The organism is Bacillus sp. L381, from assembly GCF_030284525.1.
Taxonomy (GTDB): Bacteria; Bacillota; Bacilli; order Bacillales; family Bacillaceae; genus Bacillus; species Bacillus amyloliquefaciens.
Window position 1 is genome coordinate 3,367,648 of the sequence record NZ_CP127224.1, and the last position, 13,112, is coordinate 3,380,759.

The following is a 13,112-nucleotide window of genomic DNA, read 5'->3' on the forward strand; positions in this document are numbered from 1 at the left end:
CTCCTTACTATATTAAAGAAAGTCAACAAACTTATCTCTGAATTTCATATGAAGAAGTGAACCGACTGTTAACAACAGCAGTGTGACGAACCAGAAATACAGCGTATATTTCACGTCGTGGAAAAACCACTGCCCTTCCATAAAGCTGTCTCTGAAGCCCTCGATAATATAGAAAAGAGGGTTTAACTTCAAGATGGTCAAAACTTCCGGCCTGTTTCCAAATTTCTCTGCAATGTCCCAGAAAATCGGCAGAAGGAAAAAGAGCAGCCTTGTGACAGCCTGAAGCAAAAACTGATAGTCTCTGATTAATACGCTGATGGTCGAATTAAACAGGCCAAAAGCAAACATAAAACTGATCATGCAAAACAGGTAATAAATATATTGCAGCCAGTGAAGCGTCGGAAACAGACCGTTGCTCAGCAGCACAATAATATAAATCGCCATCATCACAAAATAACTGAATAAATTCGATGCTATCACTACAGAAGGCAGTGAACTGATCGGAAAGTTCATTTTCGACACTAAATTTATCCGTTTAAAAACGCTGTTAGATGCATCCAGTATCGTCGGACTGATAAAGAACCAAGGAATTAAGCCGGCCAGCATCCAGACGATGAACGGTACGCTGTCTCCATTTCCAAGCACCATATCATGTCCGCCGCGAATCCCCAGCCCAAATACGAACCAGTAAGCCAGCATTTGAATCATAGGGTTGAGAAACTGCCACAATATACCCAAATAGTTCACTTGATACTTTGATTTCGTTTCGTACACTGCAAGCCGCATAATCAGCGGAAATGAGTTGAATTGCTCTTTCAGAATTTTTACCAATGCATTCATTCTAATCTTCCTTAGTCGTAAGTTTTGGTAATAGCTTTGACTTACAAAAGCACCGCTCATAATTGTAACAGATTACGATGTATTTTTCACTTCATAACAGGCCTGCGTCCATTGAGCGCAACATGCCGTCAATTAAGCAAAAAAGCATAATTAACGTGGTTAAATTATGCTTTTTTGCACTTATTTACTTGTCTCCGAAAATCACTTTTACGGCTTTTTCAGACGATTCCCCGGTTTCTAAATAACAGAACTTCTCATAAAAAGGACCAAACGAATCCGGAAGCTTATAATCATCAGATTCCGTTTCTTTCACCCATTTGATAACGTTGCCTGTTTCTTTAACCAGCGGGCCGGGCGCTTCTTTTTCAAAGTCAAAGTAAAACCCTCTGAGTTTATCCCGATACGTTTCGATATCAGGCACATAAAACAGCATCGGTCTTTTCAGATTTGCATAGTCAAAAAAGACAGATGAATAGTCCGTTATGAGTAAATCAGAGACCATATACAGCTCACGGATATCTTCGTAGCTGGAGAAATCATACGCAAATCCTTCATACGGTCCGAGATCAAAGTTTTCAGCCACCAGATAATGCATCCGTAAAATAATGACATAACGGTCGCCGATCGCTTCTCTCAATTGGTGAAGGTCTAAATCAAGGTCAAACTTGTATTTGCCTTTCTTATAAAATTGGTCATCCCGCCATGTCGGTGCGTAGATAATCACTTTTTTATCTTGCGGAAGGTTCATTTTTTCTTTCAGCGCTTTGATGACAGCGGGACTGTTATCCGTCTGAAGGAAGTCATTCCGCGGATACCCCGATTCAATCATGGTTTTATTAAACTGAAACGCCCGAGCGAAAATTTCGGTTGAATATGCGTTCGGTGAAATCAGATAATCCCATTTTGAAGCCTCTGTCGTAAAGTTGCGCTTATATTTTTCAGTGTTGGTTCCCGGCATATGCACTTCATCCATATCAACGGCAAGGCGCTTTAGAGGCGTACCGTGCCATGTCTGGACATATGTCGTGTGCTCAGGTTTCGGGATCCACAGCGGCATACGGCTGTTGACAATCCAGTACTCGGCTCTTGCCATAGCAAACAGCCATTTAAACGTAAAGCGTTCGATATAAGGAATCCCTTTATCTTTAAATGTCTGTGTATAAGCGGGGTTTACACTCCAGCACAGACGGTATTCCGGCATTTCTTTGCTCATGTATTCATAAATCGCCCTCGGATTGCAGCTGTATTGCTTTCCGGCAAAGCTTTCAAACATGACAAACTTCTGTTTGACAGGCAGTTTCCCTGCAAACCTGAATCCCGCTTTATAAGTGTTTTGTATTCTTTTCTCAATGAACTTTTTCAGCTTATTCTTGCTTTTCCGTACAAAGGATGCGCCCCGTTTCAGCTTTCCTTTCACAAAATACTCTACGCGGGTGCTGAAGCTGTAATCATTCATTCTCAGATGAAGATTTTTCGTTTTCTTTTTCGTGAAAACATGAAATCTGGCAGGCCCTTTTTCCGTTTTCAGAATCTTGAATTGGTTAGGATTTACATGTTCAGATTTCAGTACTTTTAACGGCTTGCTGTTGGTGATTATCTCTTCACCTGTTCCGGCATCTTCAAAAATGAATTGAATATGGAATTGAAAGATAAGCTGCTGATTCAATTCTGTATAAACAGAATTCAAATCAATCTTTGTATCAAAGCCAATCGTTTCAAGTATTGTTGTATCCTGAACATATTCATCAAGGTCGTGCCTAGGCACGTCATGAAGCGGATACTTCAGAATGAGAGGCTCTTCTTCTTCCTCGTTTCCTTTTTTCATTTTCAGAATCAGGTTTTTTTCTTTTATCTTTAAGGTTTCCGCTGCATTCAGCCGGAATGCAAAACCTTTAAGATGTAAGCTGCCGTCAGATTCGAGCTCCATTTCATCAATCCGAGTGACGAACTTTTTCTGCAGCAGCTTTAAGGAGAAATTCCCTTTCTTCGTCGTGTAAGGGAAAAAGAACATATGATGAGCCTCATCTTTATAAGAAGACAGTTCAATAGGTTCTAAGCTGGATTTTAACCGTTTTTTATTGATATCACTGTCATCATTTATAAAGGAGACATAGAAATCAAGACATCCTTTGCCGTCCGTATGGTCAGAAAGCAGATCCGTGCCCATGACAGCATGGTATTCCCCGCCTTCTTCGCCCAATCGTTTCAGAGGGACGGAAAGTTCTGCTTTTGTCCTACGGTTTATGATCTGAAGAGAAGGCTCTTCATTTAAAGTGACATTTTCACAGGATATTGTAATGCTGAATGTATCGTCCTTTATATTAAGATGTTTTAACTTGTATCTGACAGGATTTTCTATACCCATAAAATAAGTCTACTCCTCTGTTTCAATTAAACATATCCAATCACAATGATCATTTTGTTACTTTCAGCGAAAGGTTCCCCTTCACCGTCCGGTAGAATTGATATTGCAGCCCGTTCGCTTCTGCTGTTATCTTTTCGTCATTTTCTCTGTTTAACATGACACGTTCATAATCGTTATAAATGACATACATAATATAACCGCCAAGTCCGACTTTTTCAATGTCACTTAACGGGATTTCAAGGACGTACCGCCCGTCTCCCAGTGACTGAACCGGAAACTGGTGAAGTACTTTCATGTTATCTCTGTGCTGGAACTGAATATATTGGGCATTATTTCGGTCCTGTCCGAACAAGCGGAACGTAACGGCGAATTTATTATCGGCGAACACCGCGCTTTCCGTTTCTCCGTGCATTCGCAGTTCGACCAGTTTATTTTCTTCATCCGTCAGCGGGCTTTCTAAATAAGCCAGTCCATCCCGCGTCACGATGTTTTTTTCAGGCTCTTTTTTAGACCAGCGGAACAGCTTTTCAACCTCATCATACTGTTTTTGAATCAGCAGACGGTAGGCTGTTTTATGAATCGGATGAAAAAACGTCTCGGAAATATCGTATTTCGTCTTCTTTAACACATTCAGAATTTCATTGAATTTATTGTAGTAGGCTTCTTTGTTTTCGCTTTTCAGGAAGTGCATCCGATCGAAAAGCCGCGTAATGGAATCGAATTCAATCAGGCGGTTCATTGCCATCTTTTCTTTTTCAGTATCTAGTTTTTTGTTCAGAATATACTTCATTACGGCTATGTTCGTGTCGGTTTTTTCCATTATATTAGTCTGTTTTGTCAGCGACTCATTATTGTCCATTCTGTTCAGATAATAGACCGGTTCGGTTGACGTTGAAATATCTCCGCACGACAAAAGAACATCCATAAAAAATTGCTTATCTTCAGCAAATTTCATTTCCGGATATCTGATATTATTATCTCTTAAAAATTGTAAGTTCATCATTCTTGCCCGCGGGCCGAGATGATAGAAAATATGCCGGATTGAAAAAGGCGATACTTTCGCTCTGTTCAGTGAGGACTCATGTTTCCCGATCGTTTTTTGTCCGTTCACCTGCATTTCGATCGTTTTTCCGACCGCATAATTTACATGATCTCTTTCAAGCATGTCGAATAAAATTTTAACTCCGTTCGGCGCAAACCAATCATCCGCATCTAAAAAGGTGATGTACTTTGCATTTGCAAGCTCAATTCCCAAGTTTCTCGGATAAGCAGGGGTTCCCGTATTGTCTTTCAGAAATACGACTGTAATATTTTCATACAGTTCGGCGTATTCAGTCAGAATGTTTCTGGAATCATCAGTAGAACAATCATCGACCAAAATTAAAGAAATATGCTGAAAACCGATGTTTTGAAGGATTACTGAATCAACTGTTTTCCGCACGTATTCTTCTGCATTATAAACAGGAACGACTACCGCTACCTTCTTCTCATCCGCCAATGCTTCTTTATTTAAAATCGTATATTCGCGTTCTTCTATGGAAGGCTTGGACTCTTTTTTATTCAATTTAAAAAAGTTACTAAGATTCATCTTTAAATTCTCCTCTTATTGTCTAGCTTTTTTTCAAAAGCGCATAACAAATATAGCGAAAATAACCTTATATTACAAGAAGTACTCCCTATCCGGAGGGAGTACTTCTTTATCATCTGTATATCCGAATGTTTCAATTACACCCCGGCAATTTCTTTTTTAATCTGTGTAGTGGAAATGCCTTCGGTTCTAGGGAGATAGATGACTTCGCATTGATCTTTAAGGAAGTCGAATTTGCCTTCCCAATCGTCTCCCATTACGAACACGTCGATGTTGTGATCCGCTACGTCCCGTACTTTTTGATCCCAGCTGTTTTCCGGAATGACTTCATCGACATAACGGATTGTTTCCAGAATCAGCTTTCTGTGTTCATAGCTGTGATAGGCCTTTTTTTGTTTTTGAAGGTTGAACTCATCTGTTGAGATGGCAACGACAAGGTAATCTCCAAGCTGCTTTGCGCGCTCAAGCAGTTTAATATGACCCCAATGCAGTAAATCAAACGTTCCGTAAGTAATGACCTTCTTCATGAAACAAAAGCTCCTTTCTATCATCATACGTATAACAAGCAACTGCCCTGAAATGCTGCGCAGCTGTATCCTTAATCACTAAAGTGCCAATTTCGTACTCATGGAACCTCATTATATCACATAGCCCTGAAAAGGTTAAGCTAATGTAAAACGAAGTTAAATTCCATTTATTAACAAATGTTATTGCAATAGGAGTTTAGCAGGGTTTTCACGCATATGATTAAAGAAATTGTTATCTTATTTATATTTTTGTAAAACTATTGTTAAGTTTATCTGAAGGTATTATGTTAAAATAAAGCTTAGCCTAAGTCACGAAAAAGTGAAAGGAAATCCCGTACAAAAGGAGGACGGCAGATGCAGACTGAAATGGTGCACAACCTTTCTTATGTTAATGGAAATTTACAGGAGTTTATTTCATATTTAGACACTTATTATATCGCACAAAAGCAAGGTGCCGTCATTGCGACGGTCAACCCCGAGATCGGATACGCTGCGGCGAAAGACAAAGGTTATCATCAAGTCATTTCTTCCGCGGATTTCGTCCTGCCGGATGGTATCGGCGTCGTGTTAATGTCCCGTTTGACGCAGCACCCGCTGAAATCAAGAATTGCGGGATTCGATGTGTTTCTTTCGCTGCTCGGTCTCGCAAACCGGCAGTCTAAAAAAATATTTTTATACGGAGCTAAACAAGACGTGCTTGATGCCGTTTTGAATCGGATCAGCAAAGAGTATCCGCATATCGAAGTTGTCGGAGCCAGCAACGGCTATGAAGCGGATAAACGCTTCGTCGCCAAACAGATTTCCCGGGCGAAACCCGATATCGTCTTTGTCGCCTTAGGTTATCCGCATCAGGAACAATTTATTTATGAAAACAAACATCTTTTCCCTCAGGCTGTATCGATCGGTTTGGGCGGAAGCTTTGATGTTTTCAGCGGAACGGTGAAACGCGCCCCCCGATGGATGATCAAAACGAATCTGGAGTGGCTGTACCGGCTGGTGACGAATCCGTGGAGATGGAAAAGGATGCTGAACATTCCGAAGTATGCTTTTACCGTTTTGAGAGATAATAAATCAAATAAAAGCCTGTATTCCAAGCAGGCTGAAGATCAAACAAAACAGCTTTAAACAAATAAAACTGCAAAAGAGATTGGTAATCTATGAACTTGCGATCTTTATTCGCCGCTTTCTATTCTATATATCTGACGGTTCTCGGCGTTTTGTTCAAGCCTGTGAAGCCAAAGAACCATCTGACCCTGCTGGTATCTTTTGAAGAAAATGCGCAGGCTCTCATCCGTTCTTACAAGGCGCACGCTGAATCGCTTTCTTACGAAGTGACGGTTCTGTATACGAGACACGCCGTCAGTCTGAAAAAAGAGCTGGACGGTCTCGGCTCTTTTTATCTGAACGAAAAAAACCCGCTGCATCTTGTGAAGGCCGTTTCGATCCTTTTTAAGAGCAAAGCGGTCATAACGGATAACTATTTTCTCCTGACGAGCGTTTTAAACCGCCGGCCGCAAACGACATGCATTCAGGTGTGGCATGCGAACGGTTCTTTGAAAAAGTTCGGCCTTGAGGATGTGACGAATCAAAACCGTCCGGCATCAGACATCAGCCGCTTTAAAAAAGTGTACCGTTCGTTTGATTTTGTCACCGTCGGCTCAGACGCGATGGCTGACGTTTTTAAAAAGTCCTTCGGAATACGGGACAGCCAGCTGTTAAAAACGGGTGTCCCCCTGACTGACGTCTATTATGAAGAAAACAAGCCGCAACTGAAGCGCAAATGGCCGAAAAAAATCATCTTGTACGCACCGACATTCAGGGATTATGATATGCAGTCCTTCCGGCTCCCATTCACCGAAGAACAGCTCACAAACGAATTAAACGGAGAGTATATGCTGCTTGTAAAGCTTCACCCTGCCGTTTTGGATCATATTTCAGCTTCGTTTGAAAGCGAATCGATCAAAAATGTGTCTGACATGCGTCTTCATGATCTCTTAAAGGCGGCAGATATTTTAATTACGGATTACTCTTCCGTACCTTTTGAATTCGCGCTTTTAAATAAACCGATTTTCTTTTTCACATATGATCTGGAAGAATATGATCAAAAGCGCGGTTTAATCGACAATTATACGTCCGTTATTCCCGGGAAGGCATGTCATGACAGCGGAGCCCTTCTTGAAGAAATGACGAAAGAGCAATTTAACGCAGAAGAAATGAAGCGGTTCTCGGACAAATGGAATATGTACTCAAATGGGAATTCGAGTGAAGCGTTATTGAAATTTGCAGAGACAAAAATGAATAAAAGAGATGAAGCACCTGCCTGAATCCGACGGCAGGTGTTTTTTTGCATGAAGAAGGGCTGAAGCATACACTTCAGCCCTTTTTTTACACTTTCATATAGACAGGAACATCATAGTAAAGCGTATAGTCATCCAGCAGTGAGTATAAGCTGTACATGCGGTTTACCTGCTTATACGCCCAGCCGATGTCTGTCGCATACTGATGGGACGCGGTTTGAGACCATCTCATTTTATACAGTGTGTCCTGTTCGTATGAAGGATTGTGAATATATGACGCACCGATGAATTGGGCTCCGCCGATAATCGCGGCTTCCGGAGTAAACCAGCCCTGATTATACGCGTATTGTGCGCCGTAGTAATTCGGGTTGCTGTCATAAGCCCCGATGCCGTACATGTTATAAACCTTTTTTCCATTATACGTAATGCCATTTGCAAGCTCTGACGTGCCATTGCCCGTTTCAAGCAAAGCATGCGAAATCAAATACACTTCATTGATGCTGTATTTGCCGGCGGCTGTAATAAAGGCCTGGCCTTTTCCTGTCAGTATTCCTTTATTGACCAGCACTTTTTGATTCAGTTCCGATGCGTTCAATCCGGCTGTCTGAGAAAGCTTCAGAAATTGAAAGTAATACTTGCTGTCTTGTGCGAAGTAATCCGGATTGACGTATTGCTCGACTTCATTACTGCTGGCGTTTCTCCAGCCCATACTGAGCTTGGCCCAGCCGTTTGTCTGGCCGATGATGCTGACTTTATCGCCTTTTTTCAGCTGGCCGATAATATTGCCGGAACTGACTTCCGGAGTTGATCGGACGTTCAGGACGTCTGCTGTGACCGTTCCGGAAGCCGTATTGATGTAAGTAAGCGACGCGTAAGCCGCGGCATCAGTCTGCGGGCTGACTGTCATTTGTTTTTTGACCATATCAGCAACCGAGATGTTGTAATTGGTATTCATAATTTGCGGTCCGTTCTTTATTTTCAAAATGGCCATCGTCCATCCGTACAGCTTTTTCAGCTTTTGGGAAGCGGCTTCTGCGGAAGCGGCTCCCGTGAATTGATCGCGGATGCGGAGCTCATAAACCGGCTGGCTTTGACTCGTATAACCGGCCTGCAATTGTTTGGCGCTGAAATAGCTCATGCTTTTACTTAAAACGGTTTTACTGCTGAACTTTTCGGTTTTGATGACGTACTGTGAATAGGCGGTTTTCCCCGTCTCCTTCACAGTGCCAACCGCTTTGTTTTGCTTGAAAAAGGCAGTCACACGGTCAATGTCTTCCTTTTTAAGCAGCGGTGCCGTTTCAATGCTGAATTGTGTATACGCTGTTTCGCCTGTTTTCTGTGCGGCGGCGGATACTTTTTTCCCTTTGAAGAAATCCAGTGAACGATTGATCTTTGCCGTATCAAGCAGTGATTCGGTTGTGACTTGGTACGCTGCTCCCGTTTGCTTGGCTACTGTTTTGGAAACGGCAGTCAGCTTATATCCGGCCAGCAGATTCAATCCTTTTTTTATCTTCGACTGGTCTGCCGTCTGTTGAGAAAGCAGCTGGTATTCATTTTCTGCTGTTTTTCCCGCCGCGGTTCTTGCCGTCTTTACATGCTGCTGGCGGAAAAACGCCTCTGCTTGATCTGCCTGTGCGGCGGTAAGCTGTCCTGCCGTGATCCGGTAAACGGACACCGACGCCGGCTTTTTGACAGGTGATGCGTCACAATGCCATTTTTTCTTTTTAAAGAAAGATTGAACGCTTTGCAGCTGCTGAGCCGTCAGTCCGCTCATCGCGACCGTATAATTATTTTTCGTGCCGGCTTTTTGATAGCTTCCGCTGACGCCGGTATTCTTCTTGATTTGGCTGACGGCATTTTGTGCTGCGCTGACTCCGTTAAAATACCCTGACTGCACATTGTACACGGTTGCCGTTTTGCTTTGGGCATACTTTTGAACATTCCCTTTGACACCCGTTTTCTGCTGCAGCTGTTTCGCTAAGCCTGCCGCATCATTTGCATTTGAAATGTCAGAGGCTGTCAAGGTGATATTCGCGCTGCCCTTTGCCGTCATTGTCAGCGACGATTGTAAGCCTGTTTCCTTTTGAAAATCAGTTTGGATTTGAAAAGCTTTTTGATCGCCGGTAATTGTTCCTGACTGGATTTGAAACTGCGCTGTTTCCCGCTTGATCTGACGGTATGACGCTTTCACCCCCGTCTGCTTCGTCAACTCTTTAGTGAGCGTTTTTGCGTCCGCTTCAGCTGCCATCTCAGCAGTCATGACCTGCATGTACGGCTGCTTTGTTCCCGTCGGCTTGACGGTGCCGGTCACGCCCGTTTCTTTCGTCAATTTGGCAAGAAGGTTTTTCGTCTGCTGCTCGTCTGATAGAACTCCCGATGTGACAGTCACGTACGGCTGTTTGCTTCCGCTTGCGCTGTAAGTGCCGGCCACACCCGTCTGCTTCGTAAAATCTTTCAGCACGGCTTTCGCATCAGTTTCATCGTGTAAACCTGATACGGAGATTTGATAAGTGAGCGGCGCATTTCCGGCTTTCTTTGCGTCAGCCTGCCACCCCGTATCCTTTTTCAATTTCGCTGCCGCTTGAAGCGCTTCATTCTCAGAAGCAAATTGCTGCTGCGTCTCCAGCTCATAAACGGAATAGTCGCTGTATGCGGCCTCAGCGTGCTCTGTAACGGTGCTAAAGACAAGGAAAACGGCGGACAATAACATAGGTGCAACGAATCTCTTTTTCATTCCTTCTCCTCTTTCTGATTCAATTGGTTTCTATCAAACTAGTTTATTTATCGGCCGGCATCCTTCATTTTTACAGAGAGAAGTCATCCAATTTTCCAAATAAAAAAACTTAATCCCAGAGACGGGATTAAGTTCGAATGATTTATATATGAGAAACGATGATTGTGCATTCTCCGGTTACCGTAAAGTCAGGCATCTGATCCGGCAGTATGAAATGCGCGCCTTTTTCAAGCTTTGCGGATTTGCCTTCACAGATGATGGAGCCGCTCCCTTCTATAACGCTGCACAGCATAAACGGAGCGTCCTGGGTCATTTCCGCCGTCCCGCTGATATCCCATTTGTATACAGAAAAGTATTCTCCCTGCACAAAGGTTTTGATGGTGACGCCTTTTCTCGTTTCGGTTGATTCATCTAAAAATCCGTCCACATGAGGAACGGTGGCGGCATTGACGGCATCGCGGATATGCAGATCACGCGTTCCGCCGTTTTGATCTGTACGCCCGTAATCATATATCCGGTAGGCGGCATCTGAATTCTGCTGCGTTTCAAGCACGAGCGCCCCGGCGCAAATGGCATGAATGGTTCCGCTCGGCACATAATAAAAATCGCCGGGTTTGATTTTCACGCGGCGCAGCAGGCCTTCCCAATCACCGCTGTTAATCATGGTGACAAGCTCCGCTTTCGAACGGGCCGTATGACCGTATATGATTTCCGCATTTTCTTTACAGTCGATAATGTACCAGCACTCAGACTTTCCCGTTTCGCCCTGTCCATGCTCCTCGGCGTCATAATCGTCAGGGTGGACTTTGACGGACAGATAATGTTTGACGTCCAGTATTTTCGTCAGCAGCGGAAACCGGTCCCCTTCCGTTCCGCCGAATAATTCTCTATGCTGATCCCACAGTTCCATCAGGGTTTTCCCTTGATACGGACCGCTTTTGACCGTGCTCATCCCGTGCGGATGGGCTGAGATCGCCCAGCATTCGCCGGTTGTTTCTGAAGGTATGCCGTATCCGAATCGTTCGCGTAATAACGTGCCGCCCCATATTTTTTCTTTACATACAGGCTGTAAAAAAATCGGCTCTTGCGTCATGTTCGTTCCCCTCCCCTTAAAAAGCGGCTCATATCCCATTCCCCCTGTATCTTTTTTAAAACACGGAGGGAGCCGCAGTTAAAAAACAATATGTATAAATGGCTGACCTGCTCATTATACCATTCGGATAAGGCGGAATGCTCAGTCATTTCCTGTTCCAGAATAAAATGCCTTGTTTGTCGCAAATTAAAATAACGGATGGAAGGGGGGAACATTGTGACGATAAATGCTGAGCTCGGCCAAAACCTTAAAGCGCTGAAAAAACGGTTCGGCCAAAGCGATGACATTATGTTTTATTCGTTTACGTACGGAAACGGCAAATGTAACGCCTGTCTTGTGTATATAGACGGCCTGACCGAAAATCAATTGCTTGCCGAATATATTATTTCTCCCGTGCAGACGGCCGCAGAGCATCAGAAGGAACCGGCTGAAACACCGCTGTCATCCATTTCTTTCGGATATCGCCACACCCGGCTTTCTTCACTTAAGGATGTTGAGGCAGACATTCTTTCCGGCAAATCGGTTTTGCTGGCTGAAGGATGGAAAGAAGCCCTTTCCTTTGATACGGAAACATTTAAAATGCGGGATATTGAAGAACCGGCTTCAGAAGTGCTTGAACGGGGGCCGAGGATAGGCTTTGTCGAAAAGCTTCGGACGAACACGGCGCTTTTGCGTGAGCAGTCCGGTGATCCCAACCTTCAGATCAAAGAGATCACACTCGGCGAACGGACGAAAAAGCGGCTCGCCGTGGCCTATATTCGGGATATCGCGCCTGATTATGTCGTAAAAGAAGTGATAAAAAGACTGAATTCCATCACCATTGATGACATTCCGGAATCAGGAGCGATCGAGCAGCTCATTGAAGATAACACGTATTCCATTTTCCCGACCGTTTTGACGACCGAACGTCCCGACCGGGTCATGGGCGCTCTTTTGGAAGGAAGGGTTTCCGTTCTTGTGGACGGAACGCCTTTTACCCTTTTGGTGCCGGCTACCATTGATGAATTTATCCACTCTCCTGACGATTATAATCAGCGGTGGATTCCGGTTACCTTTCTCAGGCTGCTTCGATATACATGCATTTTAATCACGATTTATTTACCCGGCCTTTACATTGCGCTCGTTACGTTTCACGCCGGGCTTTTGCCGACAAGAATGGCGGTGACGATTGCCGGAAGCAGATTGAATGTCCCGTTCCCTCCTTTTGTTGAAGCGTTAATCATGATTTTTACGATCGAGATGATCAGAGAAGCCGGACTCAGGCTGCCGAAGCCGATCGGCCAGACGATCGGCCTGATCGGAGGCGTGGTGATCGGCCAGGCCGCCGTTCAGGCGAACATCGTCAGTGCGATGATGGTAATTGTCGTATCCGTTACGGCATTGGCCTCTTTTACGGCGCCCTCCTATGCGTTCAATTTTCCGCTGAGGCTCATCCGTATTTTTTCGATGATTTTGTCGGCGATTTTAGGTTTATACGGGCTGATCATGTGCTATCTGCTTGTCATCGGCCATCTGATGCGCCTGAAAAGCTTCGGTCAGGACTATATCATTCCGATTATGGCGCAGCCGGGCCAGGACTTAAAAGATACGATTGTCAGACTGCCGACACACCTTTTGAAAAAACGGCCGACCAGAAAAGAGACAAAAGATAAAATCAGGCAAAGGTGA

Annotated in this window: 9 protein-coding genes; 3 read left to right on the plus strand and 6 right to left on the minus strand. The window is 44.0% G+C overall.

Features of this window, described 5'->3' with window-relative positions; genetic code table 11:
• Positions 1-12 precede the first annotated feature (12 nt).
• The 4 genes from QRX25_RS17290 to tagD all read right to left on the minus strand — a co-directional run bounded on the left by QRX25_RS17290 (position 13) and on the right by tagD (position 5,320).
• Positions 13-840 (minus strand): ABC transporter permease, encoded by an 828-nt coding sequence (locus tag QRX25_RS17290; RefSeq protein WP_003151365.1) that lies wholly within the window; start codon positions 838-840, stop codon positions 13-15.
• A 184-nt stretch (positions 841-1,024) separates the two neighbouring features.
• Positions 1,025-3,205 (minus strand): CDP-glycerol glycerophosphotransferase family protein, encoded by a 2,181-nt coding sequence (locus tag QRX25_RS17295; RefSeq protein WP_115996769.1) that lies wholly within the window; start codon positions 3,203-3,205, stop codon positions 1,025-1,027.
• Between the two features lie 49 nt (positions 3,206-3,254).
• Positions 3,255-4,793 (minus strand): glycosyltransferase family 2 protein, encoded by a 1,539-nt coding sequence (locus QRX25_RS17300; protein WP_115996767.1) that lies wholly within the window; start codon positions 4,791-4,793, stop codon positions 3,255-3,257.
• A 137-nt stretch (positions 4,794-4,930) separates the two neighbouring features.
• Positions 4,931-5,320 carry a glycerol-3-phosphate cytidylyltransferase gene (gene tagD, locus QRX25_RS17305; protein WP_003151361.1) on the minus strand — a complete coding sequence of 130 codons (390 nt, stop codon included), beginning with the start codon at positions 5,318-5,320 and terminating at the stop codon, positions 4,931-4,933.
• A gap of 354 nt (positions 5,321-5,674) precedes the next feature.
• On the opposite strand from tagD, the gene QRX25_RS17310 reads away from it, so the two are divergent.
• Together QRX25_RS17310 and QRX25_RS17315 are read left to right on the plus strand one after the other, a co-directional pair.
• On the plus strand, positions 5,675-6,445 hold the full coding sequence (locus QRX25_RS17310; RefSeq protein ID WP_045512437.1) for a WecB/TagA/CpsF family glycosyltransferase: 771 nt from the start codon (positions 5,675-5,677) through the stop codon (positions 6,443-6,445).
• 32 nt (positions 6,446-6,477) lie between these two features.
• Positions 6,478-7,644, plus strand: coding sequence for a CDP-glycerol glycerophosphotransferase family protein (locus QRX25_RS17315; RefSeq protein ID WP_212099522.1), 1,167 nt, complete (start codon positions 6,478-6,480; stop codon positions 7,642-7,644).
• 61 nt (positions 7,645-7,705) lie between these two features.
• Here the strand turns inward: QRX25_RS17315 and QRX25_RS17320 are convergent, their stop codons facing one another.
• Entirely contained in the window at positions 7,706-10,351 is a 2,646-nt protein-coding gene (locus QRX25_RS17320) for an N-acetylglucosaminidase (protein ID WP_212099524.1), read from the minus strand.
• Between the two features lie 142 nt (positions 10,352-10,493).
• Positions 10,494-11,444 (minus strand): mannose-6-phosphate isomerase, class I, encoded by a 951-nt coding sequence (gene manA, locus QRX25_RS17325; RefSeq protein ID WP_212099526.1) that lies wholly within the window; start codon positions 11,442-11,444, stop codon positions 10,494-10,496.
• 216 nt (positions 11,445-11,660) lie between these two features.
• Here manA and gerBA point away from each other — a divergent pair, with 216 nt between their 5' ends.
• Positions 11,661-13,112 (plus strand): spore germination protein GerBA, encoded by a 1,452-nt coding sequence (gene gerBA / locus QRX25_RS17330; protein WP_212099529.1) that lies wholly within the window; start codon positions 11,661-11,663, stop codon positions 13,110-13,112.